This is a genomic window from Actinomadura rifamycini DSM 43936, assembly GCF_000425065.1.
Lineage (GTDB): Bacteria > Actinomycetota > Actinomycetes > Streptosporangiales > Streptosporangiaceae > Spirillospora > Spirillospora rifamycini.
In genome coordinates, this window is record NZ_AULB01000017.1 from 140,677 (window position 1) to 165,501 (window position 24,825).

Consider the following 24,825-nt stretch of genomic DNA (forward strand, 5'->3'; position numbering starts at 1 on the left):
CGTTCTAATAGGCTGGCCGCACCCCGAGGAAAGGTGCGGCCATGGCCATTGGTGTGACGGAGGAGCACGCGGCGCTCGCCGCGTCGGTGCGCGGGCTCGTCGAGCGGCACGCGGGCGACGGGCTCTGGCCCGCGCTGGCGGAGCAGGGGCTGCCGGGCCTGCACCTTCCGGAGAGCGCGGGCGGGCAGGGGTTCGGCCTGCCGGAGCAGGCGGTGGTGCTGGAGGAGCTGGGCCGCGCGATGGGCCCGGCCCGGTACGCGCCCGCCGTGCTCGCGTCGGCGATCCTGCGGGATGGCTCGCGCGTCGGGGCGGTCGGGCTGTCGGGCGGCCTGGAGACGGACGGGTCGCGGGTGCTCGGCACCGTCCGGCCGGTGGTCGGTGCGGCGGACGCGGAGGTGTTCGTCCTCCCGGCCGGTGACCGCTGGGCCGTCGTGGACCGGGCGTCGTGCGAGGTCGAGGAGCTGGAGTCGCTCGACGAGGGCCGTCCCGCGTGCGCGGTGACGGTCGACGCGGAAGCCCGGTTCGTGGACGAGCTGGACGGCGCGGACGGCGTGGACGTGCGGGCGCTCGCGGTCGTGGTGTTCGGCGCGGAGGCGTGCGGCATCGCTGGCCGGGCGCTGGACGAGGCGGTGGAGTACGCGAAGCTGCGGGAGCAGTTCGGCCGCCCGATCGGGCAGTTCCAGGGCGTGAAGCACAAGTGCGCGCGGATGCTGATCGCGCTGGAGCGGGCGCGGGCGGCGGTGTGGGACGCGGCGCGCGCGCTGGACGAGCCGGAGGAGCAGCGCGCGTACGCGGTGGCGGTGGCCGGGGCGCTCGCGGCGGACGCGGCGGTGCAGTGCGCCGAGGGCAACATCCAGGTTCACGGTGGCATCGGCTACACCTACGAGCACGACGCCCACCGTTACTACAGGCGTGCCCTGACGCTGCGGGCGATCCTCGGTAGGGCGAGCGAGTACCGCGCAGAGGCGGCGGCGCGCGCGGCGTCCGGCGTCCGGCGTCCGATGGACATCGACCTGCCGGAAGAGGCCGCGGACCTGCGCGCCGGTGTCCGCGCGGAGGTCGCCGGGCTGGCCGCGATGGAGCCGCTGGAGCAGCGGGCCGCGATGGCCGACGGCGGCTGGGTGACGCCGCACCTGCCGAAGCCGTGGGGGCGGGACGCGGGGCCGGTCGAGCAGATCGTCATCCGGCAGGAGCTGAAGGCGGCGGGGGTGCGTCCCGTGCCGCTGATGATCGCCGCGTGGGTCGTGCCGTCGCTCGTCCAGTACGGCAGCGAGGAGCAGAAGCGGCGGTTCCTGCCGCCGACGCTGCGCGGGGAGATCATCTGGTGCCAGCTGTTCTCCGAGCCGGGCGCGGGCTCCGACCTGGCCGGGCTGCGGACGCGCGCCGAGCGCGTCGAGGGCGGCTGGAAGATCACCGGGCAGAAGATCTGGACGTCGCTGGCGCGCGAGTCGCAGTGGGCGATCTGCCTCGCCCGGACCGACGCCGGGCGGCCGAAGCACGACGGCATCACGTACTTCCTCGTCGACATGGCGTCGGCGGGCGTCGAGGTGCGGCCGCTGCGCGAGTGCACGGGCGACGCGGTGTTCAACGAGGTGTTCCTGGACGGCGTGTTCGTCCCGGACGAGCTGGTCGTGGGCCCCGTGAACGAGGGGTGGCGCGTCGCACGCAACACGCTCGCGAACGAGCGGGTCGGCCTGACGACGTCGTTCCAGCTCGGCGGGAACGTCCCGAAGCTGCTGCGGCTGGCGGACGAGCTGGACGTGGCCGGGGACCCGGTCGTCCGGGACGGCGTGGGCGACCTGGTGTGCGACGAGCACGCGCTCGACCTGCTGAGCCTCCGCGCGACGCTGAAGCAGATCTCGGGCACCGACCCGGGCGCGACGGCGAACGTGCGGAAGCTGGTGGCGATGGAGCACGGGCAGCGGGTCACCGAGTTCGGGTTCGGGCTGCTCGGCGAGCACGGCGCGCTGACCGGCGGGTGGAAGTCGGAGCTGCGCGCCCGGTGGACGCGGCACCTGCTGGCGTCGCGGGCGATGACGATCGGCGGCGGGACGACCGAGGTGAACCTCAACGTGATCGGCGAGCGGATCCTGGGGCTGCCCCGCGACCCGGAGCCGGTCGGGTAGTTTTCCGGCGATGACGGGACGGATCGGGTGAGGGACCGGACGCGGCACCTGGCGGCCGCGGTGACCGGGCTGCTGCTCGGCGCGCTCGCGCTGGGTCCGGGGCTCGCGCCCGGGTTCGTCCTGTCGTACGACATGGTGTTCGTCCCGGATCCGGCGTTCACGCCGATGACGTTCGGGCTGACCGGGACGGTGCCGCGGCACGTGCCGAGCGACGCGTTCGCCGCCGCGCTCGGGACCGTCCTGCCCGGGGGGCTCGCGCAGAAGCTGATCCTGCTCGGGGTGTTCGTGCTGGCGTGCACGTCGGCGGCGTCGCTCGTCCCGTCCCGGCGGCTGGCGCCCCGGCTGGCGGCGGGCGCGGTGTACGCGTGGAACCCGTTCGTCGCGGAGCGGCTGCTGCTGGGGCAGTGGGCGCTGCTGCTGGGGTATGCGGCGCTGCCGTGGGCGCTGGCGGCGGCGGCCCGCGCGGGGGAGCGCGGCGGCGGGCGGCGGCTGGTGCGGGCGCTGCTCCCGGCGGCGGTCGGCGGGTTCGCGGCGCTGGCCGTGTCCGGGCTGGCGGCGCTGGTCGTCGCGCTGTGCACTGGCCGCGGCAGGTGGACGGCCGCGGGGAAGGCGGTCGCGGCGGCGGCGCTGCTGAGCCTGCCGTGGCTGGTGCCGGGCCTGCTGCGGCCGGGCGGCGTGCCGGGGGACGACGCGGCGGTCGGGCTGTTCGCGGCCCGCGCGGACACCCCGTTCGGGACGCTCGGGAGCCTGCTGCTGCTGGGCGGCGTGTGGAACGGCGAGACGGTGCCGCACGGGTACGGGGCGCCGCTGGCGGCGGCGCTGTGGCTGGTCGCGGTGGTGGGCGCCCTGGCCGCGTACGCGCTGTGGACGCGGGACGAGCCGTGGCGGCGCGGCCTCGCGGCGGCGGGGGCGGCCGGGTTCGCGGTCGCGGCGCTGGGCGCGGTCGCCGAGCCGGTGCTCGCGGGGCTGATCGGCCTGTGGCCGGGGTTCGCGGTGCTGCGGGACGGCCAGCAGTTCGTCGCGCCGCTCGCCGTCGTGGTCGCGGTCGGGGCGGGGGTCGCCGCCGACCGGGCGGCCGAGGCGAGGCTGCCGCTCGTCCCCGTGGGTCTCGTGGTCGTCCCCGTGCTGCTGCTGCCGACGCTCGCTTGGGGCGCGGCAGGCGAACTCCGGGCCGTCCAGTACCCGGACGACTGGAAGCGCGCGCGGGAGATTATCGACGGCGACCCCGCACGGGGCGACGTCCTGCTCCTGCCGTGGGCGCAGTACCGGAGCTACGCGTGGAACCACGGGCGCCGGGTCCTCGATCCCCTGCCCCGCTACCTGGACCGGCGGGTGGTCGTGAACGACTCCGTCACCGTGGGCCGGACGACCGTCGCGCCGGAGGACCCGCGCTCCGTGCGGCTCGCCCCGGCGGCGGCGGCGGGGAGCCCGCCGGCGGCGGCGCTGCGCGACGCGGGCGTCCGGTACGTGGTGGTGGACGCGGAGACCGACCGGTTCCGGCCGACCGGGGCGGTGCGGGTGCTCGACGGCCCCCACCTGGCGGTCTACCGGATCGGCGGGCAGGTGGCGCGGGTGGACGAGCGGGTTCCCGCGGCACCCGTGGTGGTGGCGTGGACTATCGCGAGCGCAGGGGTTTTCTGGTCAATTGTGGGTCCAGGTACTAGCCTGAGCACCCCGCTACTCGGGAGTATCGAATCCCGTTCACCCCGCCGCACCCGTCGAAGGGCCCCCTGATGCGCATCGCCATCGCCATTGTGGTCGGAGCTCTGCTCGCCGCCGGAACGTCGCTGGGCGCCGTGCAGCTCGCCAGCGCCTCCCAGGAAGACCCGGTCATCAAGCCGCTGTACAACTACGGCGAGCGCTGATCCTCCCGCCGCCGTGGGGACCTGGTCCGCGGGCCCCGTCCTGCTGGAGATCGTCGTCCCGGCCCGCAACGAGGCCGGACGGCTCCCGGCGGGCCTCGGCCTGCTCAGCGACGCGCTCGCCGCGCTGCCGGTGCGCGCGGAGGTGATCGTCGTCGACAGCGCCAGCACGGACGGCACCGCCGGGATCGTCCGCGCGTGGCGGGGGCCGGTGCCGGTGCGGCTGGTGCGGTGCGACCGGCCCGGCAAGGGCGCGGCCGTCCGGGCGGGGCTGCTCGCGACGCGCGCCCCCTGGGTCGGGTTCATGGACGCCGACATGGCCACCGACCTCGCGGCGCTGGACGACGTCCTCGGGCTGCTGCGGGACGGGCGTCCGGTGGTGGTGGGGTCGCGCCGCCACGACCGCTCGGTCGTGCAGGCGTACGCGCTGCCGGTCCGCCGGCTGGGCGCCGTCACGTTCAACCGGCTGGTCCGCGACCTGGTGGGCGGCGTCGCCGACACCCAGTGCGGGTTCAAGTTCTTCGCGGGCCCGCTGGGCCGCGCCGCCGCCGCGGACCTGCGCACCGCCGGGTTCGCCTTCGACGTCGAGCTGCTCGCGAACTGCGTGCGGCGCGGCGCGGACGTCACCGCGATCCCGGTCGTGTGGCGGGACCGCCCCGGCTCGACGTTCTCGGTGCGGCGGCACTCGCTGCGCTGCCTCGTCGACCTCGCCCTGATCCGGGCGCGCGCGGGCGGCGGGCCCCTGCGGTACCGTGCGGCGCGGGACGCGCACGTCCCGGCGCAGGCGCCCGCGCCGGCCGCCGAGACGGTGTCCCGGGCCGCGCCGGGCCTCGGGCGGGGATGAGCACCCGGCTCGCGGTCGTCAACTGGCGTGACCCCTGGCATCCGGCCGCGGGCGGCGCCGAACGGTACGCGTGGGAAGTCGCCAAGGGGATGGCCGGGCGCGGCGCACGCGTCACCTACATCACGGCACGCGCGCGCGGGCAGGCGCGTAGGGACCAGGTCGAGGACGTCACGTTCGTGCGGCTCGGGGGACGGTTCACCGTCTACCCGCTGGTCCTGCTGTGGCTGCTCCTGCACCGCCGGTCGTTCGACGCGGTCATCGACTGCCAGAACGGCATCCCGTTCTTCTCACCGTGGGCTTTGCCGAGGCGCGTGCCGGTGTTCTGCGTCATTCACCACGTCCACGACGACCAGTTCGGCCTGTACTTCCCGCCCTGGATGGCTTGGGTCGGGCGTGTGCTGGAGGGCCCTGTGAGCCGCTGGACGTACCGGCGGCACGCGTTCGTGGTCGTGTCGCCGTCCACGCTGCGGGCCGTCCGGGAACGCCTCGGCTGGACCGGTCCCGCCCACGTCGTCCACAACGGGACCACCGTCGCGGACGCCGCCGCGGCGGACGCTCCCGGGCCGCGCGGCGATCCGGACCTCGTCTGCGTGACGCGGCTCGTCCCGCACAAGCGGCTCGACCTGCTGCTCGACCTCGCCGGACGGCTCGCCGAGCGCCGCCCGGGCCTGCGGCTGCACGTCGTCGGGGACGGCCCGGAGGCGCCCGCGCTCGCCGCCGGGATCGCCGCGCGCGGGCTGGCCGGCGTCGTCGTCCCGCACGGCTACGTCGCCGAGGAGGCCAAGGCGGCGCTCGTCGCCCGCGCCGACCTGCACCTGTCGACGTCGCGGGGCGAGGGCTGGGGGCTCAGCGTGATCGAGGCCGCCGCGCTCGGCGTCCCGACCGTCGCCGCCGACGTCGACGGGCTGCGCGACGCCGTCCGCGACGGCGTCACGGGCTGGCTCGTCCCGCCCGGCGGCGACTTCCCCGACGTCGTCGAGCGCGCCCTCAAGGAACTGGACGACCCGGACCGCCGGGCGGAGGTCGCCGCCGCGTGCCGCGCCCGGGCCGCCGGGTTCGGCTGGGACCGGACGACCGCGCGGCTCGCGGCCCTCGTCGAGGGCGCCCTCGTCGGGGGCGCGCTCGCCGCGGGCGCGCCCGCCGGCGGCCCGCTCGTGGCGGACGCGGCCCACCGGTACGGTGACGAGCACTCGCGCGACGCGAGGCGAGCCGGAGGGGACGCCGCGAGGGAAGGGGAGCGCCGGGACCATGGCCGTCGGAGAGGCTGACCCGCCGCGCGCGGGCGTCCGGTCGCCGGGCCGGACGCGGGGCGGGGCGGCGGGCCGCGGCCGGTGGGCCGACCCGGACGCGGCGGCGGCGCGGCTGCGCGACCGGCTGCGGGCCGTCGCGTGCTGCTGCGCCCTGGTCGCGCTCGCGTTCTGCACCCGGCCGGGCGAGATCCTCGCCGACACCAAGATCGACATGGCGGTGAACCCGCGCGGGTTCCTCGGCGGCGCCCTGCACCTGTGGAGCCCCGAGCAGTTCGGCCAGCTCCAGAACCAGGCCGTCGGCTACCTGTTCCCGATGGGCCCGTTCTACGCGCTCGGCGACCTCGCCGGGATGCCCGCCTGGATCACCCAGCGGCTCTGGCTGGCGCTGCTGATGTGCCTGGCGTTCACCGGCACGCTCCGGCTCGCCGGGCGGCTCGGCGCCGGCGGCCCCCGGTCCCGCCTCTTCGCCGCGGCGGCGTACGCGCTCGCGCCGAACGCGCTGTCCACGCTCGGGCTGATCTCGTCGGAGTACATGCCGGTCGCGATGCTCCCGTGGATCGTGCTGCCGCTGGTGAGCGCGATCGCCGGGGACACCGGGCGGCTGCGCGCGGCGGCCCGGTCCGGCCTCGCCGTCGCGTGCTGCGGCGGCATCAACGCGACCGCGACCCTCGCGGTGCTGGTCGTCCCGGCGGTCTACCTGCTGACCCGGCCGCGGGGCACCTACCGGGTCCGGCTGGCGGCCTGGTGGTCGGCGGCGGTGGCGGCGGCGATCGCGTGGTGGCTGGTCCCGCTGGCGCTGACCGGCACGTACGGGTTCTCGTGGCTGACCTACACCGAGAAGGCGGACACGACGACCGGCCCGACCGGGCTCGTCAACGTGCTGCGCGGCGCGGAGCGGTGGGTGAACTACCTGGTCGCGGACGGGCAGATCTGGTCGCCGGTCGGGTACGGGCTGTCGCTGACGCCGCTCGCGATGCTGTGCACGGGCGCCGTCGCGGCGCTCGGCCTCGCCGGGCTCGTCGGGCGCCGCCTGCCGGAGCGGACGTTCCTGCTGCTGACGCTGCTCACCGGGCTCGCGATCCTCACCGCCGGGCACCTGAGCGACCTGCCGGGCCTGTTCGCCGGGGACGTCCGCGCGCTGCTGGACGGTGCCCTCGCCCCGTTCCGGAACCTGCACAAGTTCGACGCGGTGATCCGGCTGCCGCTCGCCCTCGGCCTCGCGCACGTGCTGGTCGCGGCGGCGCGGTGGCTGAAGGAGCGCCGCCCGGACGGCGACCCGGCGCTCGTCTACCCGGAACCGGACGGGCTGCGCGCCCGGTTCCGCGCCGCCGCCGCCCTGCCGGTGGCCGCGGCGGTCGCGCTCGGCGGCATCGGCCTCACCGGCGCCGTCCGCGGCCTCAGCGGCTCGGGGAGCTTCGAGCGGGTGCCCGGCTACTGGGAGGACGCCGCGTCCTGGCTGAACGAGCGCGCCGGACGGCAGGCCGTCCTCGCCGTCCCCGGTTCGTCGTTCGGCGAGTACCTGTGGGGACGCCCGATGGACGACATCGTGCAGCCGCTGCTGGACGCCCGCTGGGGCGTCCGCCAGCTCGTCCCGGCCGGGTCGCCCGGCTACACGCGCGCGCTGGACGCGATCGAGCTGCAGGCCAGGGCGGGGCTGCCGTCGCCGGGGCTGAGCGAGTTCCTCGGCCGGATGGGCGTCCGGTACGTCCTGGTCCGCAACGACCTGCGGCGGGAGAGCCTCGAAGGGGGGCGGCCCGCGCGGGTCCACGAGGCGCTGGACGGGTCGCCGGGCCTGCGCCGGGTCGCGGCGTTCGGCCCGCCGACCGGCCACGTTCCGGTGGACGACGCGGTCGCGGCCGTCGACCAGCCGTACCCCGCGCTGGAGGTGTACGAGGTCGAGGGCGCCGCGCCCGTCGCGACGCTCGACGACGCGGCCGACCCCGTCCGGGTGCTCGGCGGGCCCGAGTCGCTGCTGACGATGGCGGACGGCGGCGCGCTCCCGGACCGTCCGGTGCTGCTGAACGACGACGCGCCCGACCTCGGCGGCGTCCCGGTCGTGACGGACTCGCCGCGGCTCGTCCGGCGCAACTTCGGCGAGCTGCACCAGACGTCGCGGACGCTGGGCGCCGCGAAGCGCCGCGCGGCCGCCGACGTCCTCGACGACGGCTGGAAGCGGTACGCGACGCACGTGTCGTACGGCGGCGGCGTCCGGGACGTGACCGCGTCGAGTTCGGCGTCCGACGAGGGCACGGCGCCCGCCGGGCACCTGCCCGCCGCCGTCCCGTTCGCGGCGGTCGACGGCGACCCGTTCTCCGCGTGGCGCACCGGCGGGTTCGACGGCCCGGTCGGGCAGTGGCTCCGCGTCGACTTCGACCGGCCCCGCGACGTCGGCGACCTGGAGGCCGCGTTCCTGCGGGACGACTCCCTCGGCCCGGCCGTCGCGCGCGTCGCCGTCGAGACCGAGCGCGGGACCGCGGCGCAGGAGGTCCGGCGCACCGCCGACGCGCAGCCGCTGCGCGCGCCCGCGGGCAAGACCCGGTGGGTGCGGATCCGCATCACCGGGCTGGCCGCCGAGCCCGCCGAGCCGGGGTTCGCCCGCGCGGGCATCAGCGAGCTCACCGCCGGCGGCGTGGAGCCGACCCGCACCTACGTGATGCCCGCGCCCGGCGGGACGGACGAGCCCGCGACGTACGTGATGAGCCGGGTGCCCGGGGACAAGGCGACCTGCATGCGGGGGAGCGCGCGGTGGGTCTGCTCCGCGGACCTCGGCGCGCGCGGCGAGGAGGGCGGCGGCTTCGACCGGACGTTCACGTCCGCGACCGCCCGCGACGCGAAGATCGCCGGGACGGCCGTCCTCACCGACCCCGGACTCGTCGCGAAGTACACCGAAGCGAAGGGGCGGCCGGTCGTCAAGGCGTCCTCCGTCCTCACCGCCCACCCCGCGAACGGCGCCCGCTCCGGTTTCGACGGCGACCCCGCCACCGCCTGGATCGCGGAGGCGGGCGACCGCGAGCCCGCGTTCGCCGTCGCGTGGGGGAAGCCCCGGCAGGTCGGGTCGCTCGAACTGCGCCGCCCGCCCGGCGCGTCCGGGCCCGTCCGGGTGCGGATCGAGGGCGACGACGGCGAGACGCGGGAGGGCCTGTCGGACGACGCGGGCCGCATCGCGTTCGCCCCGATGACCACCGGGCGGATCAAGGTCGCCTTCCTGGACGACCGGCGGCTCCAGCCCGTCCAGCTCACCGACCTGGTCATCCCCGGCGTGGCGCCGCTGCCGGACGTGCGGGGCCTCGACCTCGAACTGCCGTGCGGCCTCGGACCGCGGCTGGAGCTGGGCGGGACGACCCTGCGGACGAAGGTCGCGGGCACGTTCGGCGACCTGCTCGCGGGCCGTCCCGTCCGGTTCGCCGCGTGCGGGCCCGCGAAGCTGGAGCAGGGCGCGAACCGGCTGACCGCGGTGCCGCTCGACCCCTACCGCGTCGAGACGGTCGTCGCGGGCGGCGCCGACCTCGAGCCGGGCACCGCGAAGCCGGACGTGGCCGCGGCGGCGGCGCCGGTGGAGGTCGTGCGCTGGGACTCCGGCTCCCGCGAGGTCCGCGTGGACGCCGCCGCGGCGTCGTTCCTCACCGTGAACGAGAACTTCAACCCCGGCTGGCGGGCCACCGCGGGCGGCACCGAGCTGCGGCCCGTCCGGCTCGACGGGTGGAAGCAGGGGTGGCTCGTCCCCGCCGGGACCCGCGGGACCGTCGAGCTGACCTACCTGCCGGACCGGGCGCACCTGGTGTCCGTCGCCGGCGGCCTCGGCCTGCTCGTCCTGCTGCTGGGCGTCGCCGTCCGCCCGCCGGGGCGGCGCGGCGCGCCGCGCGGCCCCGCGCCGGCGACCGTCCTCGCCCCCGCGCGGGGCTGGCCGGTGTGGGCGGCGCTCCCGTTCGCCGCCGCGCTCGGCGCGTGGATCGGCGGGGTGCCGGGCGCCGCCGTCACCGTCGCCGTCGCCGCCGTGTGCGGCTGGGCGCGCACCCGCCGCTCCGCCGCGCTCCGCGCGGTCGCGTCGCCGTGGCCGGTCGCGGCCGCCATGGTCGCCGGGACGGCGTGCCTCGCCGCCGGCGCCCGCTGGGACCTGCTCGGCAACCCCGCGAACCCGTCCGGCGTGCTCGGCGACACCGCGCCGCAGGTCCTCGGGCTGGTGATCGTCGGGCGGCTCGCGGTCGAGCTGTGGCGGCCCCGCCCGCCCGGCGGCCCCGGCGGCGGGCCGATCGCGGTCAGCTGGGACGCCCCAGGAGGCGCCGCTGAACCGCCTGCCCCGGACGTTCCACCAGGTAGTAGCTCAGCGCCGCCGCTGCAGTGGACGCCAGGGCGAGAAGCGGGAGATCCGTCAGGACGCTCCCGCGAAAGGTCCGGTCGAGAGCCTCGTACCAGGCGACAATGATGATCATCTGCCAGAGGAACAGCCCGTAGGACACCCGGCCGAGCCACCGCATCACCGGGTTGCCCAGCGCGGCCCGCATCGCCGGATGCTCCGGCGGCGCCAGCGCCACCGGCGCCATGAACGCCAGGGCGCACGCCCCGAAGAGCAGCATGTGCAGCACGGACGTCCACAGGCCGCCCGGCTCGGACAGGCTGAGCGGGCCCGTCGCCGGGGTCGCCGCGACCGCGAACAGCATCGCCGCCGCGACCCAGCACGCCTTCCACGAGTCCGCGACGGCGTTGCACAGCGCGGCGACGGGGCGGCGCTCGTCCTGCCGGGCCCAGGCCGTCACGACGGCCAGCGCCATGCCGAGCGCGAACCAGATGAAGTACCGGGGGAGCCACACGCCCATCTGCGAGTTCCGCTCCGGGAAGTACGCCAGGGCCGTGAAGGGGAGCGACAGCGCCCCGTAGACGCCGATGGCGCACAGCAGCCGTTTCGCGATGCCGCCGACGTCCGCTGTGCGCGCGCGCCTGACGACCCAGTTCAGGACAGCGGCCGTGATGGGCAGCGTCACGTAGAACGCGACCTCGACCGACAGGCTCCACAACTGCCCCAGATGCGCCGGACCCAGATCGGACGACCACCACGGGTCGGGCACGTAGATCTGCGTGAACGTCAGCAGCGACGCCCACGTGAGCGGGTCACCGATGTGGTCGCGCCCTGCCGTGGCCATGTAGACCGCGATCAGCACCCAGTACGCGGGCAGGATCCGCAGCGCGCGCTTGGCGAAGTACGTGCCCGCACGGGGCGCGGGCCGTCCGTCCAGCGCCGCCACCGCCCACGGCCGGTACAGCAGCAGCCCGGACAGCGTGAAGAAGATCGCCACCCCGACCTGGCCGCCGTTGAACAGCCAGCCCGCGCCTTCGCCCCGCGTTATCGTGCCCGCCGAGCTGGCGACGTGGACGGCCAGGACGGCGAGCGCCGCGACCGCGCGGACGCCGTCCAGCGGCGCCTGGTGCCCGTCGATCTGCGGCGGCACCGCCGTCCGCGCGACCCGTTCGCCGGTCGTCATCCGGGCCTCTTCCGCAGGACCAGCAGGAGGTTCCAGGTGGCGACCTCCCGCAGCCCCGGCACGCGGACGACCGCCCGCGCCCAGCCCGGGTGGTAGCGCGGCAGCACGTCCACGACGTCCGCGTCGTCGCGCCCGCGCGCCCACGCCAGCGCGTCCGCCACCGACACCGGGTGCAGGCCGCCGCCGAACCGGTTCTTCGGCGGGCGGCCGTGGCGCCGCTCGTACCGGCGCGCCGCCCGGTGCCCGCCGAAGTAGTGCCACGGGGACGTCTCGTGCCCGCCCCACGGCGACAGCCAGTTCGTGAACGACAGGTACACCGTGCCGCCCGGCCGGGTCACCCGCAGCATCTCCCCGGCCATCCGCCACGGGTCCGGGACGTGCTCCAGGACGTTCGACGAGAAGCACACGTCGGCCGAACCGGTCCGGAACGGCAGCGCGAGCCCGCTCGCGGCGATCGTGTTCGGCCCCGGGGCGCCGTGCGCGCACAGCTCGCGGACGTCCGGGTCGACGCCCGCGCACCGCGCGCCCGCCCGTTCGAGCGCGCGCGCGAAGAACCCCGAGCCGGTCCCGACGTCGACGACCGTCGCGCCGTCCAGGTCGGCGTACGTGCGGAGCTGGGCGACGGTGTCGCGGGCCAGCAGGTCGTAGAAGCGTCCGGGGTCGCGGCTCTCGCGCCGGAACGCGCCGAACAGCCGCACCGACCGGGCCAGCGTCGCCCGGTGGGGCGGCTCGGGGGGCGGCTCGCGGGGCGGCTCGTGCGCCGACGGCCCGGGCCCGGACGGCTCGTGCGCGCGGGGTTCCGGGTGCACCGAGACCATCGCCACCTCGCGTCCGTCCAGTCGGGGATTTCGGCGCCGGAAAAATACTGCGACGAAAAGTACAGCCGGAGCTTACCGACCGGTACGAACGTGCGGGAGTCCTGTTAGCCTGACCCGACACACGCCGGAGACGGCCCCCCGGCCGCGACTGGACGGCACTCCCGGAGGTGTTCATGCGGCGACGGGTCGGACTGCTCCTGATCGGCCTCGGAGCGTTCTTCCTCACCCTCGCGCCCCTCGTCCGGTTCTACGTGGCGGAGCAGGTCGTCCGCGCGCCGCTGAACCGGTACCAGGTGACGCACCTGGAGTCGCCGAGCAGCACCTACTTCGACCAGGCGGCGCTGAAGACGAGGACGAACGTCACGCTGCTCGCCACGAACACCGTCCGCGGCGACGTCCGGGCGAACAACGGCAACGACGACATCGCCGTCTGGGACTCGACCACCAACATCTACGACAAGGCGAACCCGAAGAACCCCGTCCAGATCCAGGGGTTCCGCATCGCGTTCGACCGGAAGACCTCGCGGTTGGTGAACTGCTGCGGCGTCAACGTGGACGGCGACGGCAACGTCCGGATGGACGGGTACGGCCTGCTGCTCCCCATCGCGAACGTGCAGAAGCGCGACTACCCGGTGTACGACCCCACGACCAAGCAGGTCGCGCCGATGAAGTTCGGCGCGGTCGAGCAGGTCCGGGGCCTCAGCGCGTACCGGTTCACCCAGCACATCCCCCTGACCAAGACCGGACCGGTCGAGGCGAAGCTGCCCGGGACGATGCTCGGGCTGCAGGAGGCCGAGCCGCAGCGGGTCGACCGCTACACCGAGGCGTACAACACCGTCTGGGTGGACCCGCGCACCGGCATCCCGGTGAAGCACCGCAAGAACATCCGCAGCACCGTCCGGACGCCGGACGGGCGCGGCGAGATGATCGTCGCGCAGGCCGACCTCGTCACCACCGACGCCGACCAGCGCAAGGCCGTCGACCTCGCGGACGGCACCGCGCTGCAGATCGACATGGTGCGGATCTTCATCCCGGGCGGGGCCGTCCTGCTCGGCCTGCTCGGGCTGCTCATCGGCGGCCTCATGGGGCTCGGCCGCGACGACGCGCCGCCGCCCCCGCCGCAGGCGCCGCGCCGCTCCGACGGCAAGTTCGGCGACGTCTCCCCGCCCCGCACGCCGAAGCGGCCGGACAAGAAGCCGGCGCGCAAGAAGGCCCCGTCGCGGGCCGCCCGCCGCCCCGAACCGAAGCGGAGACCGGCGCCCCGCGCCTGACGCCCGCCGCCCCGCCGCCCGGCCCGTCCGGGCGGCGTGCGGCATGCCCGCGCCCGACCTGCCTGATACACGTTCTAGGTGGAGCCGCCCGCACCCGGATCACAGTGAATTCCCTAACTAGAACCTGTTGCAGTTTGGCAGGATCGCGCCTAGGGTCGGGGCTGTGCGGACACGAGCTACCGAACTATTCGGCATCGAGTACCCGATCTTCGCGTTCAGTCATTGCCGCGACGTCGTCGCGGCGGTGAGCCGCGCCGGCGGCATGGGCGTCCTCGGCGCCCTGTACTTCAGCCCCGAGGAGCTCGAACTCGAGCTCAAGTGGATCGACGAGCACGTCGGCGGCAAGCCCTACGGCGTCGACGTCGTCATGCCCGCCAAGTACGAGGGCGCGGACCTCGGCGACGCCGAGGAGATGCTCGGCAAGCTGCAGGGGATGATCCCCGCCGAGCACCGCAAGTTCCTCGACGACCTCCTCGAAGAGCACGGCGTCGAGCCGTCCACCGAGACGGCCCACCGCGCGCTGCTCGGCTGGACCGACCAGACCGCGCGGCCCCAGGTCGAGGTGGCGCTCCGGCACCCGATCGCCCTGCTCGCCAGCGCGCTCGGCCCGCCGCCCGCGGACGTCGTCGCCGAGGCCCACGAGAAGGGCGTCAAGGTCGCGGGCCTCGCCTCCAACGCCCGGCACGCCCGCAAGCAGACCGACGTCGGCGTCGACATCATCGTCGCGCAGGGCACCGAGGCCGGCGGCCACACCGGCGACGTCTCCACGATGGTCCTCATCCCCGAGGTCGTGGACGCCGTCGGCGACGAGACGATCGTCCTCGCCGCGGGCGGCATCGGCCGCGGCCGGCAGATGGCGGCGGGCCTCGCCCTCGGCGCCGACGGCGTGTGGACGGGCTCGATCTGGCTCACCGTCGAGGAGGCCGACACCCCCGAGCGCGCGATGCCGAAGCTGCTCGCGGCGACGTCCCGCGACACCGTCCGGTCCCGCGCGTGGACGGGCAAGCCGGCCCGCTTCCTCAAGACCGCCTGGACGGAGGCGTGGGAGAGCGAGAAGTCGCCCGGCACCCTCCCGATGCCGATGCAGTTCATGCTCATCGCCGACGCGCTGCCCCGCATCGCCCGCTCCGGCGACGGCGAGCTGGTCACCTTCCCGGTCGGCCAGATCGTCGGCTCGATGAACCAGGTGAAGTCCACGAGCCAGGTCGTCTACGACCTCATCGAGGAGTACGTCGAGTCGATGGAGCGGCTCAACCGGATCACCGAGGACTGAGAACGTCCGCCGTCGCGTCGGGGGTGGCGCGGCGGCGGCCGAAATCCCCCGGGCGCGCTCCCGCCCGGGGGTCCGGTCGAGGCCGGGTGGCGGCACCCGGACGGGTGACCGTCAGCCCGCGACGCGGACGAACGCGACGGCGTCCGCGCCGCGCAGCTCGGCGGCCTCCAGCGGGATGTGCCCCTGGCGGGACGGGACGCGCAGGCCCCGGGCGTCCGCGAGCGCGTCGGCGAGCGGGGCCGCCGGGAAGAACGCCCGGCCGGGGACGGCGCCCGCCAGCACGCCCTGCAGGCTGTCGTCCGCGTCGCCGTCGCCGCCGTGCTCGGACACGATGAGCCGGTAGCGTCCGCCCAGGTCGGACGCCGCGGTCAGCGCGCCCGCGCTCCACCAGTGCAGGCCGTCCTCCTCGCCCCACCACGGCATGTGGGAGCGGGCCCGCTGCACATGGGCGTTGTGCGCGAACACCAGGCACGGCCCGCGCCGCTCCTCCGCCGCCGCGATGGCGCGCAGGTGCTCGGCCATCAGCGCGTCCCGCAGCCCGAGCAGGGTCGGCATCCGGGCGGGCGACGCGGACGCCAGGACCGCGTGGTAGCGCAGGACGGCCCGAGCCGTCCGGGCGTGGGCGTGCGCGCGGAAGTACGCGTCGTCCGAGGTCGCCGCGATGAGCGTCGGGGCCTCGAACCCGTAGACGGAGAGGACGTCGTCGGCGAGCAGCCGCAGCCGCCGCGCCTCGGGGGTGTCGCCGATCGAGTGCGCGGGGTCCATCATCACCTCGGGATGCGTCCACGCGTCGTCGTCGCCGAGCAGGGCGTCGAGGTCCCCGGCGTCGTAGGGGACGCGCGGCAGGTGCTCGGCCAGGTAGGCGTGGGCCGCCGTCAGCGAGGCGCGGGGGCTCGGCGCGCCGGTGATCTCGAACGGGCCGTCGAACCCGTAGAACCGGACCCGCTCCTCGGGGTCCGCCCCCGCGTTGTGCTCCCGCAGCCATGCGAGCAGTTCCCGGTTGCCGCGCAGCGTCCCGAACTCGTGCGTGAAGCCCGCGGCGAGGACGTCGTCGAGGTCGCCGGCGCCGGTGGCGACGTGGTCGTCGACGACCGTCCCGGCGATGTGGTCGCTCTCGATGGCGATGGAGCGGTACCCGTGGTGCTCCACCAGGTGCCGCAGGACCTGGTTGCGCAGCCGGGGGAACTCCTCCGCGCCGTGGGTGGGCTCGCCCAGCGCGAGCAGCGCGGGCGCCGGACGGAACCCGTCCAGCAGGCGGTCGAGCGCGGAACCGAGTCCGGCGAGGTCGTCGCCGAAGTGCAGACCGATGTCGTGGACAGACACGAAAAGCCCCTTTCGCGGGCGTGGCCAAACGGTCGCACTTAACTGTAACGTAGAAACCTCTATTGAAACTTCTCGCGGAAACTTCCGCTGACGAGCGGCTCAACCTTCAAAGCGAGGACATGAAAGCTCTGCGACCCGTCGACCTCGCCCGCGAGCACGGCCTCTCCGCGCAGGCCGTCCGCAACTACGAGGAGGACGGCATCCTGCCCCCGGCCGAGCGCAGCGCCAGCGGCTACCGGCGGTACACCGCCGTCCACGCCCAGGCCCTCCGCGCGTTCCTCGCCCTCCGCGCCGGCTACGGGCATGCGACGGCCGCCGAGATCCTGCGGGCCGCCGGACGCGGCGACGACGACGCGCTCTTCGGGCTGATCGACCGCGCGCACGCCGACCTGCTGCACGAACGGGGCGTCCTCGACCAGGTCGCCGCCGCCCTCGGCGACCTGACCGCGGCGCCGCCCGCGGACGACCCGCGCCGCGAGCTGTCCATCGGCGAGCTGGCCCACCAGCTCGGCATGCACCCGGCGTCGCTGCGCAAGTGGGAGGCCGCCGGGATCCTGCGGCCCCGCCGCGACCCCACCGGCCGCCGCCGCTACCCGCCGGACGTCGTCCGCGACGCGCACGCCGCCCGCCAGCTCCGCCGCGGCGGCTACCCGCTGCGCCGCATCGAGCTGTTCGTCGACCGGCTCCGCGCCGCGGGCGGCGCCACCGCCTTGGAGGACGTCCTCGCCGAGTGGCGCACCCGCCTCCGCACCCGCAGCCGCGCGATGCTCGCCGCCGCGACCCCCCTCGACGAGTACCTGCACCTCCGTGCGTCCTCTCCCGGAAGGTAAAGTGCCCGGCGACCTGCCCGTACCGTGCCCACGTCCTCACCGTGGACCTGCCGAAGGAGACGCCCGATGAACAAGTGGGTCCCCCTCCTCGCGGCGATCCTGCTGGAGGTGACCGCCACGCTGGCGTTGCGCGCCGCGGTGGACGACCCCGCCTGGTACGCACTGGTCGCCGCCGGCTACGTCGGCGCGTTCGCCGGCCTCAGCTTCGCCCTCCGCGCCGGGCTCGGCGTCGGCGTCGCCTACGGCGTGTGGGCCGCCGCCGGAGTCGTCCTCACCGCCGTCCTGGCCGCCGTGATCTTCAACGACGCCCTCACCCCGACCATGGGCGCCGGCATCGCCCTCGTGATCGCTGGGGTGCTGTGCGTGGAACTCGGCTCCCAGCGCGCCCGCGAACGCGAGGAAACCTCCGCATGACCTGGCTGTACCTGATGGGGGCGATCCTCACCGAAGTCACGGCCACGCTCTCCCTGCGCACGGCCTCCCAGCCGGGCGCGCGGCGCGCCTGGTTCGTGCCCGTGGCCGTCGGTTACCTCGCGGCGTTCACCTTCCTGACGCTCGCGCTCCACGAGGGCCTCGGCATCGGCGTCGCCTACGGCATCTGGGCCGCCTCCGGCGTAGCCCTCACCGCCATCGCGTCCCGCGTCCTGTTCAAGGAAGCCCTCACGAGGGTCATGGGCCTGGGCATAGCCCTAATAGCCGCCGGAGTCCTGTTCATCGAACTCGGCGCCACCCACTGACCTTGACCCGCGCAAGTGCGCCAGGACGAGCGGGGCAAGACGAGCGTGGACGGGATCGCGCTCGGCGGCCTGCACGATCATCGCGGCGACGGTGAGTTCGGCGAGCCGTCCGTCCGGTGCCGCCAGCACGTCGGCGAACGTCCGCCGGACGCCGTCCGCCACCTCGGGCACGGGCAACGAGTAGGCGTACAGATGCGCGGCGTCGAAGCCGAACGGCGCGGGTCCGAAGCCCTCCCAGTCCAGGACGGTGAGCTCAGGCGCGGTGAGGTTGGCCCAGTGAAGGTCACCGTGGGCGAGACTCCAGCGCGTGACGGTGGTGTCGACGTCCGTCTCCCCGAGATAACGGGGAATGGCGCGCGCAACGTACTCCTGGGAGACGACGGGCGGACGTGCCCCCGGCACAGGCGTCGCCGCCACGGCTCTAAGGGCCTCCCTCAACCGCACCCACCACGCACCCGGAAGGTGGATGCGGTCGGTGAGAGCAGGGGCGGACGAGCAGACGGACGCCGCGACGTAGGAACTCAACTCGGCACGGTGGGCGACCTCGCCGTCAATCCACTCCACGGCGTCGAGCAGTCGAGGACGCGGGACGGCACGGGGGAGGACAGCAGCCGCCATCTCATTCCCCGCCCACAACTTCGACCCTCGCCGCTCCACAGGCACAGCCAGCACCCGAAGCCACGCGACCCCGGCAGGCCCCTCGACGGGCCTGCCGTGGGTTCGTCCGCCATGCCCCCAGGCGCCCGGGGCGTCCGGTAGAGCGGCACAGCCCAACCGCTCAGCCGCACGCTCGAAGGCGTCCTCCATCCGCTTCCGAACGCCGGGGTCGTCAGGCACCAAGAACATGACAAATCCTCCGAAGTTGCGGAAAAGGGATGGACGGACGGCGAAACACACCCTGCGCCACCCGCCAGTGTGTCTCACTCGAGGCCGAAAGCAGCACACCGGTAAGGCCAGGTGTGGAAGCCACCACGGCCAACGCTGCCTCCGCAGGAGAAAGGTCCGAACCGATGAACTCGGCCAGTTCGCTCGTGATCATGTCGACGAGTTCCCCACCGTGCAGGGGCGCGGACGCCCACACCTGCAAGCCCGCCGCCGAAGCTTCGGCGATAGGACCGAAACCGTTGACAGCTTCGGCGAGCGGAGTGAGCTGCACCAAACTGACGGGAAGCTGTATCCCCTTCAGATGGGAGTGGTTGCTTCCTGCGGCGTCGCGGGCGGCGGACAGGAGATCCTCCACCGTGAATGCGCCGTCGGTGAAGCCGTTCCAGGTGGCGACACCGTATCCATCGATCAGACCTTGGTGACAGGCATGCTCACATTCCTCGAATGCCTGCGTTATCTGCGATCGGAGTCTGCTCCGGTCACCGTGCGCGTCATATTCCGGGTTGTGCAAGTACAGCAGGTCGAGTCGGCTCCGGGCGAGTTCGTTGGCGTTGACGGTGATCTGGTGGGCGAGGTACGCGGGAGCGATGGAGTGCCTGCGGGACGCCTCCGAGGCAGTGATGAGTCCTGAGCGTTGAGCGGCCTCGGCCTGCCGAGAAGTCATATGGCCGACCTTGGTGGAGACGCTCGCGCGCGGGCAGGCGCGAAGAGCAGGAGCCAGCCCCCTTTGCGCCTGCCCGTGAGCATAAACCGGGGCAGTATCGATCACGCGAACCCCCGTTGCGATGGCCGCCCGCGCGGCGGTGGGCACATCGCGGCAGCGGTACGTGCCCAGGCCCACGACCGCCATCACCGTTCTCCCACGGCGACGATTCCGCTGCGGACAAGTCGGCCGATCAAGTCGGCGGCCTGCTCAACGGTGATGCCCGCGGCTTTGGCGAGATTCCCGAGCGTGGTCGGCCGCCCACTGCAGAGCAAGTTCACCAGTGGTGCCGTCTGGTCGGCGAGCGTCCAACGTTGCTCGGCGGCTTCCAGCACCACGGCCTGCTCGGCATGGTGAACTACGGCACGCGATGCCGTCATTCGGACAGGCAAGCGAGGGTCCACGGGGAGTTGTTCATGAACCGCATACGGAAGCGAGCAACCCTTACGCGCTCCGTATGCGGCGTCGCGCGCGGTAAAGTAGGTCTCGACCACGGACGGATTCCGAAGGCGTTCGGTGACCAGCTTGGTGACCTTCCGGCTCCATGCCGCTTGCCCTCCAGGATCGTCCGGGCGAGGAAGGTCGGCGCGAAGAACGTGCTCGTCCCGTAGCCGATCCACCAGCCAGGTCAGCAGGTCGATACCTGTGTGCGTGGCCAGCCCGCACGTGAGGTGGAGTGACGGTTGCCCGGTGGATGCCGAAGCGGCGTGCCACCAGCCGCGCGGTATATGAAGAACGTCCCCGGCATGCAAGGTGAACTCATCGATCGGGTTTTCGGGCGGTGTGTCGTCGAACTCGACATCTCGATACATCGGTGCGGGTCTGGTCGGGCCGTAGACCCTCCATCGCTTGGCGCCCGAGATCTGCAAGACGATGACGTCGTGGTCGTCCCAATGGACGCCGAAGCCTTCCTTGGAGGTCCAGGACGCATATGCGTTGACCTGTACGCCTGTGTGTAGCCGACGCTCCAGATGGCTGACCATTTCACCGACAGGCGGATGCAGCTCCTCCACCGCGTCCAGCACCAGGGTGGCTCCACCGCGCAATTGCTCAGCGAGCAAGTGGGGACGCGGGGCCTCCCAAGGCGGCATCCGCCGGTAGGTCCGTCGTTCGCAGTATGCCGAGAGCGGGACGGTCGCTCCGGCAAGTGCGAGCCGCAACCGCGGTGGCTCCAGCCGGTGAGTGTCGAGGATTCGGTTCAGCGCGGGCCACGTCAGCAGGTCGGAGAACCGATCCGCTTGGGCAGCCGACGCCGGGTATACGCGATGAGTACGACCCAGGTCCTGGGCGAGGAACATGTCCCCGCCCAGGACCTCGGCGATCAAGTCGATCACGATCAGCCGTCGTTGAGGTCGGACTTGCCGGTGGACCCGCCGTCGGACGGCTGGGTGGCGCGTCCCCGCGCCGCCGTGATCCTCTCTACGGCGATCACCAGCTCGCCGCTCGTGTCGTTGTTCATCGAAGTTCCTTTCTGTCCCTTGCCGCCTGTCGGCCGGGCCGTTGGAAGCCATGATGCGGCCGGCAGCAGGTGTTGAGAAGCGAACCGACCCGTGGAACGGTTCCGTGTGTCGAGTCCACAGAGAATCTTCGGATCATCGGATCTTCTGGAGCAGGTGGCGCTAGTCTTTGACGTGGAGAACTCGAGACAGTCCAGGAAGATCAACGACGTGACCAGACGCAAGGTCTTCGACCCAGGTGATATTCCGATGGCCTTCTGGAGTTGCGGCGAGGTTGCGGCGGCCCTTGCGGGTCGTGACGTTGGTCGGCTTTTCCGTCTCTTCCTTGCACTTTTTCCTGAATGTACACAGACGCAACTAGCGCTGCTCACCCAACATGATCGTTCTGATGTCTCTAATTGGGTGAGAGGTACTCGGTAAGGCCGAGTGTCCGACATCGAAGTGCTGACCCGTATCGCCGACGGTATGCAAATCCCGGACGGGGCCAGGCTTTTGCTCGGGCTCGCCCCAGTCGATTCTCTTCCTCCCGAGGATGGGCCAACGCGTTCGTGGCGGCAAGCGATCGAACGAGACAGTGATGCCACCGAGAACACAGGGCGTCCTGTGTGTATTGCCATCTGTGGAAGCCGGGCCGCTGACACCGATGGTGCGGTGATCGACGAGGCCGTCCGCTGCATGGCACGCTTAGTCCTAAGCCATGGCTACAGGGTGAGTCACGGCCCGGTCGGAGTGGGGATTGAGGTCATGACCTACATCGCGGATCAGTACCGTCCGCCCGGTATAGCCGGAGCTGTTGGGCTGTTCGGCCACCGAAATGTCATCCAACATGCGAACTTGGTTATCGTAGTTGGCGGTGGTGCCGGTACCCAGACTGAAATCGACCTTGCCCTCTCGATGGGAAAACCTGTTATAGCGCTGCCCGCGAGCGGGGGCGCTGCTCGCCGCTTCTACAACAGAGCTGCACGTGATGAACGCTTGCGGACGGTATTGTCCGATGAGCATTTCGCTGCCCTTAGGGTGGGCGACGATCCTGCAGAAGACTTCGCCCGTATCATTGAGAATATAATCAGTGAAAAGTTTGGAGAGACCGATGTCTGAACGCCCCTACGTGCTCCTGTCCTGCGCTGTATCGATCGATGGCTATATCGATGATGCCACCAGCCAACGGCTCCTGCTGTCCAATGACGAGGACTTCGATCGTGTTGACGAAGTACGTGCAAGTTGTGACGCCATTCTTGTCGGCGCCAACACCATCCGTCGCGATAATCCGCGCCTTCTCGTTCGGGCGGAAGGCCGACGCAAGGACCGAATTTCTCGAGGGCTAGCCGAAAGTCCGCTCAAGGTCACCCTCACGGCAGGGGGCGACTTGCGGCCTGATGCGAAGTTCTTCGCCGCCGGCTCCGTTGAGAAGATTGTGTACTGCAGCAGCACAGCGGTCGAAGAGTGCCGAAACCGCCTGGGCGAGGTGGCGACCGTTGAGGACGTCGGCGATCCGATCGATTTGAAGACCGTGCTGAGCGACCTCGCCGCTCGGGGCGTCCGCCGCTTGATGGTAGAAGGTGGCGGTACCGTCCACACCCAGTTCCTCACCGCCGGTCTTGCCGACGAGCTGCAGCTCGTCATAGCCCCGTTCTTCGTCGGCGACTCCGCTGCCCCTCGGTTTGTGGGGGACGGCGAGTTCCGTTATGGCCCCGGTGATCGCATGGCCCTCGCCGAAGTGCGTCCGATCGGAGATGTGATTCTGGCTCGGTACCTGCTCAAGCGTTCCTGATCAGGGTGGGACGTACGGTTCCTGGCGGCGCGGTACGTCGAGCGCTCCCCCCCCCGGGCCGTCGGTGAAGGTTTGTCACGGCCCTATCGTCCAGGCCGTGGCCTGGTTTCCGGACGGATCCCGTATCGCCAACGAGTCCGATGACCGCACCGTGCGGGTCTGGGACGCGTCCACCGCCGAAGAACGGGAGGTGGCCGGGGTTCATCGGGACAAGGTGACTTCAGTGGCTTGGTCCGTCGACGGAACCCGGCTGCTCACCGGCTCGGTCGATGGCACCGCCCGGATCTGGAGGGCGGTCCCCGGCTTCGACCGGCTTCAAGCGGTCGCCCGAACTCGCGTATTCGGGTCTCTGACCGAGGCGGAGCGACGCACTCACATGCTTCCCGCCGATCCGTGACGTTCTCAGAGGGCGGTGTCGACCTCGCGGACGTGCGTCTCCACCAAGTAATCCTTGGGGTCCAACCCCATCCGCTCGCGCTTCGGCGATGCCCAGTACTGCGAGTTTCGTTCGGCGAAGGTTTCCGGGCCGTCGTAGGAGATCAACCAGATGAACTGGTTCCGCTCCCGATCCAGCCACGCGCCGCCGATCTCGAACCCGAACTCCAGCCGCAGCGGCACGATCAACTCGCGCCACTTCGCCGCCCACTCGTCGAGCAGGCCGTGCCGTACCCGGTACGTTCGCAGTTGCGTCGTCCTCGCCACCGTCCCGCCCCTTCCGCCGTCGCGATCGCCGGTGAGATTCGTGGCGAGCCGGGGCCTTGGCGTCGCCCGCTTTGAGTCCTCGGTTTGATGCCCTGACGTGGATTGCCGTAGTTGAGCGACGGATCGAGTGCCGGGGTTCCGTCGTGCGGACGAACTGGGCGCATTCTCCGACACAGACTCGACCTCGTTACCCCGGAATCGCGCTTCCCCAGTCGGCCGGGCCGGTGACTCCGCGGCTTGGACGGCAATGGGTGGGAAGAGCGTGTCGCGCGGGGCGTTCGTGGCCGGGGAACCAGCGGCGGCAGGCGGTGGCGAGCCGGGTGAGGAGGCCGGGGCGCGCGGTCGGGCGCGGGTTGTCGGCTTCGCGGCGTGGCGGGCTCCAGGTGCCGTCGCGTCTTCGCGTAGACGGCGGAGCTGCGGATGTGTCGCGTCCGGCGGGGTGTGGAGGGCCGAGGGCGGCGCGGAGTTGGTAGGCGAGCTCGGCTGCGTTCTTGGCTTCGACCAGCCGGTTGGGGAGGAGCGCCCACAGTGAGCCGCTGTAGTCGCCGTACCAGAGGCATACGCCGGGGAACGTCCGTCGCAGGTCGGCCAGGGCCGCGTCGAGGTCGGCGTCCAGTTCGATGCGGGACGGGCGATGGTCGTCGGGTTGCATGGTGAGCCTCCGGAGAAGGGGGAGCGGTCTACCAGGACGCCGTGAACATGCGGCGTCTGAGGACGTGGGCCACCAGTTCGGCGGTGCCCTAGGCGTCGCCGCAGGGACAGAGGTAGTGATGGTCCAATTCGTGGTAACCCCAAATCCCGCCCGGTGCGGCGTGGACGGCGATCACGGCTCGGACGTGGGCGTGCGGGTCGATGACCGCCAGCCGTGGCCGAGCGCGGTGCCGCGCGACGCAGCGGTATCCCAGCGCGTGGAGCACGGTGGCGAGCGCGTCCAAATGCCGGATCGCCGCCGACCGTTTCCACCACGCCCGCAGGCCGAGCAGGACGGGTTCGGCCCGGACGATCAGAGCGCCCACCGAACCCACACGACTTTTCCGGTCTCGTACAACGGGCGGACGCCCCATTCCTGGACGAGCTCGATGACCAGCGGCAGCCCCCGCCCGCCCTCGGCGTGGTCGTTCTCCGGCCGGACGACGGGCAGCGCGGCCCCCTCGTCCCACACCTCCACACACACGGAGGTCTTGGTCTCATTCGGGAAAATTCGCACGACGATATGACCGAATCCGACGTGCTTGTAGGAATTGGTGACCAATTCCGTCACCACGAGCCGCCCCGCGAAGTCGTCGCGTATGTCGAGCTGCCCGAACTGCTCGACGAGGAACCGCCGCGCGAGCGCGGGTGCCCGGTCGGACGGTGGAAGGACGAGCGTCGGCGTCTCCGGCGCAAGCGCAACGGTTGACATTGGAAGATCCCTTCGCGACGAGTCCGGTTGCCTGTCCGCTAATTCAGGCAGTCGGCCCGCAGTGCGAGGCATCAACTACAGAACAAACAGAAAT

General features: G+C 72.8%; 23 protein-coding genes and 1 pseudogene. 14 read left to right on the forward strand and 10 right to left on the reverse strand.

Annotation, left to right across the window (positions count from 1 at the left end):
- The first annotated feature begins 41 nt into the window (after positions 1-41).
- From H505_RS0117710 to H505_RS51680, 6 genes and pseudogenes are all read left to right on the forward strand, one after another.
- The gene (locus tag H505_RS0117710; RefSeq protein ID WP_026403066.1) at positions 42-2,126 is read left to right on the forward strand and encodes an acyl-CoA dehydrogenase family protein; all 2,085 of its coding nucleotides are present in this window, start codon (positions 42-44) and stop codon (positions 2,124-2,126) included.
- A 27-nt stretch (positions 2,127-2,153) separates the two neighbouring features.
- Complete coding sequence (locus tag H505_RS42565; RefSeq protein ID WP_051300815.1) at positions 2,154-3,860, forward strand: MmpA family trehalose lipid delivery protein; 1,707 nt, start codon at positions 2,154-2,156, stop codon at positions 3,858-3,860.
- A complete protein-coding gene (locus H505_RS52400; RefSeq protein WP_267898580.1) occupies positions 3,860-3,991 on the forward strand; it encodes a hypothetical protein in 132 nt (43 codons plus the stop codon). The genes H505_RS42565 and H505_RS52400 overlap by 1 nt, the downstream gene beginning before the upstream one ends.
- Before the next feature lie 13 nt (positions 3,992-4,004).
- Positions 4,005-4,832, forward strand: a complete 828-nt coding sequence (locus tag H505_RS42570) for a glycosyltransferase (RefSeq protein WP_084550405.1) — start codon at positions 4,005-4,007, stop codon at positions 4,830-4,832.
- A complete protein-coding gene (locus H505_RS42575; RefSeq protein ID WP_064743660.1) occupies positions 4,829-6,100 on the forward strand; it encodes a glycosyltransferase family 4 protein in 1,272 nt (423 codons plus the stop codon). The genes H505_RS42570 and H505_RS42575 overlap by 4 nt, the downstream gene beginning before the upstream one ends.
- A pseudogene (locus H505_RS51680) lies at positions 6,081-9,293 on the forward strand (alpha-(1->3)-arabinofuranosyltransferase domain-containing protein); the annotation flags it as partial. The gene H505_RS42575 and the pseudogene H505_RS51680, both read left to right, overlap by 20 nt.
- Before the next feature lie 1,045 nt (positions 9,294-10,338).
- On the opposite strand, the gene H505_RS51685 reads toward H505_RS51680, so the two are convergent.
- Positions 10,339-11,559, reverse strand: coding sequence for an acyltransferase family protein (locus H505_RS51685; RefSeq protein ID WP_084550407.1), 1,221 nt, complete (start codon positions 11,557-11,559; stop codon positions 10,339-10,341).
- A complete protein-coding gene (locus H505_RS0117745) occupies positions 11,556-12,383 on the reverse strand; it encodes a class I SAM-dependent methyltransferase (RefSeq protein WP_245592554.1) in 828 nt (275 codons plus the stop codon). The genes H505_RS51685 and H505_RS0117745 overlap by 4 nt, the downstream gene beginning before the upstream one ends.
- 167 nt (positions 12,384-12,550) lie before the next feature.
- On the opposite strand from H505_RS0117745, the gene pgfA reads away from it, so the two are divergent.
- Positions 12,551-13,648 carry a cell envelope lipid trafficking protein PgfA gene (pgfA, locus tag H505_RS42590; RefSeq protein WP_157433036.1) on the forward strand — a complete coding sequence of 366 codons (1,098 nt, stop codon included), beginning with the start codon at positions 12,551-12,553 and terminating at the stop codon, positions 13,646-13,648.
- 163 nt (positions 13,649-13,811) lie between these two features.
- The gene (locus H505_RS0117755; RefSeq protein ID WP_026403068.1) at positions 13,812-14,921 is read left to right on the forward strand and encodes an NAD(P)H-dependent flavin oxidoreductase; all 1,110 of its coding nucleotides are present in this window, start codon (positions 13,812-13,814) and stop codon (positions 14,919-14,921) included.
- A gap of 111 nt (positions 14,922-15,032) precedes the next feature.
- Here the strand turns inward: H505_RS0117755 and H505_RS0117760 are convergent, their stop codons facing one another.
- Positions 15,033-16,244, reverse strand: a complete 1,212-nt coding sequence (locus tag H505_RS0117760; RefSeq protein WP_026403069.1) for an erythromycin esterase family protein — start codon at positions 16,242-16,244, stop codon at positions 15,033-15,035.
- A 119-nt stretch (positions 16,245-16,363) separates the two neighbouring features.
- Between H505_RS0117760 and H505_RS0117765 the strand changes: the two genes are divergently transcribed.
- From H505_RS0117765 to H505_RS0117775, 3 genes are all read left to right on the forward strand, one after another.
- A complete protein-coding gene (locus H505_RS0117765; protein WP_211238491.1) occupies positions 16,364-17,074 on the forward strand; it encodes a MerR family DNA-binding transcriptional regulator in 711 nt (236 codons plus the stop codon).
- Positions 17,075-17,140: 66 nt separating this feature from the next.
- The gene (locus H505_RS0117770; protein WP_026403071.1) at positions 17,141-17,488 is read left to right on the forward strand and encodes a DMT family transporter; all 348 of its coding nucleotides are present in this window, start codon (positions 17,141-17,143) and stop codon (positions 17,486-17,488) included.
- Positions 17,485-17,811 (forward strand): DMT family transporter, encoded by a 327-nt coding sequence (locus H505_RS0117775; RefSeq protein WP_026403072.1) that lies wholly within the window; start codon positions 17,485-17,487, stop codon positions 17,809-17,811. Before H505_RS0117770 ends, H505_RS0117775 begins: the two co-directional genes overlap by 4 nt.
- Here H505_RS0117775 and H505_RS42595 read toward each other — a convergent pair.
- The 4 genes from H505_RS42595 to H505_RS52405 are packed head-to-tail and all read right to left on the reverse strand — an operon-like array spanning position 17,764 to position 20,858.
- Positions 17,764-18,657: a phosphotransferase family protein gene (locus tag H505_RS42595; protein ID WP_051300818.1), complete on the reverse strand. Its 894-nt coding sequence runs from the start codon at positions 18,655-18,657 to the stop codon at positions 17,764-17,766. The two genes, H505_RS0117775 and H505_RS42595, sit on opposite strands and share 48 nt — an antisense overlap.
- Positions 18,641-19,546, reverse strand: coding sequence for an aldo/keto reductase (locus H505_RS0117785; RefSeq protein WP_034518464.1), 906 nt, complete (start codon positions 19,544-19,546; stop codon positions 18,641-18,643). Before H505_RS0117785 ends, H505_RS42595 begins: the two co-directional genes overlap by 17 nt.
- Positions 19,546-20,733, reverse strand: a complete 1,188-nt coding sequence (locus H505_RS0117790) for a cupin domain-containing protein (protein WP_026403074.1) — start codon at positions 20,731-20,733, stop codon at positions 19,546-19,548. Before H505_RS0117790 ends, H505_RS0117785 begins: the two co-directional genes overlap by 1 nt.
- Positions 20,734-20,735: 2 nt before the next feature.
- Positions 20,736-20,858 carry a hypothetical protein gene (locus H505_RS52405; protein ID WP_281173451.1) on the reverse strand — a complete coding sequence of 41 codons (123 nt, stop codon included), beginning with the start codon at positions 20,856-20,858 and terminating at the stop codon, positions 20,736-20,738.
- A gap of 424 nt (positions 20,859-21,282) precedes the next feature.
- On the opposite strand from H505_RS52405, the gene H505_RS49905 reads away from it, so the two are divergent.
- The 3 genes from H505_RS49905 to H505_RS0117805 all read left to right on the forward strand — a co-directional run bounded on the left by H505_RS49905 (position 21,283) and on the right by H505_RS0117805 (position 23,024).
- On the forward strand, positions 21,283-21,954 hold the full coding sequence (locus H505_RS49905) for an SLOG cluster 4 domain-containing protein (RefSeq protein ID WP_157433038.1): 672 nt from the start codon (positions 21,283-21,285) through the stop codon (positions 21,952-21,954).
- Positions 21,947-22,627, forward strand: a complete 681-nt coding sequence (locus H505_RS0117800; protein ID WP_026403075.1) for a RibD family protein — start codon at positions 21,947-21,949, stop codon at positions 22,625-22,627. Before H505_RS49905 ends, H505_RS0117800 begins: the two co-directional genes overlap by 8 nt.
- A gap of 64 nt (positions 22,628-22,691) precedes the next feature.
- Complete coding sequence (locus H505_RS0117805) at positions 22,692-23,024, forward strand: WD40 repeat domain-containing protein (protein ID WP_084550410.1); 333 nt, start codon at positions 22,692-22,694, stop codon at positions 23,022-23,024.
- A gap of 5 nt (positions 23,025-23,029) precedes the next feature.
- On the opposite strand, the gene H505_RS0117810 is transcribed toward H505_RS0117805, so the two are convergent.
- The 3 genes from H505_RS0117810 to H505_RS0117820 all read right to left on the reverse strand — a co-directional run bounded on the left by H505_RS0117810 (position 23,030) and on the right by H505_RS0117820 (position 24,731).
- Complete coding sequence (locus H505_RS0117810; protein WP_026403077.1) at positions 23,030-23,329, reverse strand: NIPSNAP family protein; 300 nt, start codon at positions 23,327-23,329, stop codon at positions 23,030-23,032.
- A gap of 740 nt (positions 23,330-24,069) precedes the next feature.
- Positions 24,070-24,345: a hypothetical protein gene (locus H505_RS0117815; protein WP_026403078.1), complete on the reverse strand. Its 276-nt coding sequence runs from the start codon at positions 24,343-24,345 to the stop codon at positions 24,070-24,072.
- Complete coding sequence (locus H505_RS0117820; RefSeq protein WP_026403079.1) at positions 24,333-24,731, reverse strand: ATP-binding protein; 399 nt, start codon at positions 24,729-24,731, stop codon at positions 24,333-24,335. Before H505_RS0117820 ends, H505_RS0117815 begins: the two co-directional genes overlap by 13 nt.
- Positions 24,732-24,825: the final 94 nt, after the last annotated feature.

Excerpts from the sequence above, each read along its gene's own strand:
- H505_RS0117710 (WP_026403066.1), top strand. The coding sequence starts at position 42 with ATGGCCATTGGTGTGACGGAGGAGCACGCGGCGCTCGCCGCGTCGGTG.
- H505_RS0117800 (WP_026403075.1), top strand. The coding sequence starts at position 21,947 with ATGTCTGAACGCCCCTACGTGCTCCTGTCCTGCGCTGTATCGATCGAT.
- H505_RS52405 (WP_281173451.1), bottom strand. The coding sequence starts at position 20,858 with ATGAACAACGACACGAGCGGCGAGCTGGTGATCGCCGTAGAGAGGATC.
- H505_RS52400 (WP_267898580.1), top strand. The coding sequence starts at position 3,860 with ATGCGCATCGCCATCGCCATTGTGGTCGGAGCTCTGCTCGCCGCCGGA.
- H505_RS51685 (WP_084550407.1), bottom strand. The coding sequence starts at position 11,559 with ATGACGACCGGCGAACGGGTCGCGCGGACGGCGGTGCCGCCGCAGATC.
- H505_RS42595 (WP_051300818.1), bottom strand. The coding sequence starts at position 18,657 with ATGTTCTTGGTGCCTGACGACCCCGGCGTTCGGAAGCGGATGGAGGAC.
- H505_RS0117785 (WP_034518464.1), bottom strand. The coding sequence starts at position 19,546 with ATGGCGGTCGTGGGCCTGGGCACGTACCGCTGCCGCGATGTGCCCACC.
- H505_RS0117765 (WP_211238491.1), top strand. The coding sequence starts at position 16,364 with ATGAAAGCTCTGCGACCCGTCGACCTCGCCCGCGAGCACGGCCTCTCC.
- H505_RS42575 (WP_064743660.1), top strand. The coding sequence starts at position 4,829 with ATGAGCACCCGGCTCGCGGTCGTCAACTGGCGTGACCCCTGGCATCCG.
- H505_RS0117775 (WP_026403072.1), top strand. The coding sequence starts at position 17,485 with ATGACCTGGCTGTACCTGATGGGGGCGATCCTCACCGAAGTCACGGCC.
- H505_RS0117820 (WP_026403079.1), bottom strand. The coding sequence starts at position 24,731 with ATGTCAACCGTTGCGCTTGCGCCGGAGACGCCGACGCTCGTCCTTCCA.
- H505_RS0117770 (WP_026403071.1), top strand. The coding sequence starts at position 17,141 with ATGAACAAGTGGGTCCCCCTCCTCGCGGCGATCCTGCTGGAGGTGACC.
- pgfA (WP_157433036.1), top strand. The coding sequence starts at position 12,551 with ATGCGGCGACGGGTCGGACTGCTCCTGATCGGCCTCGGAGCGTTCTTC.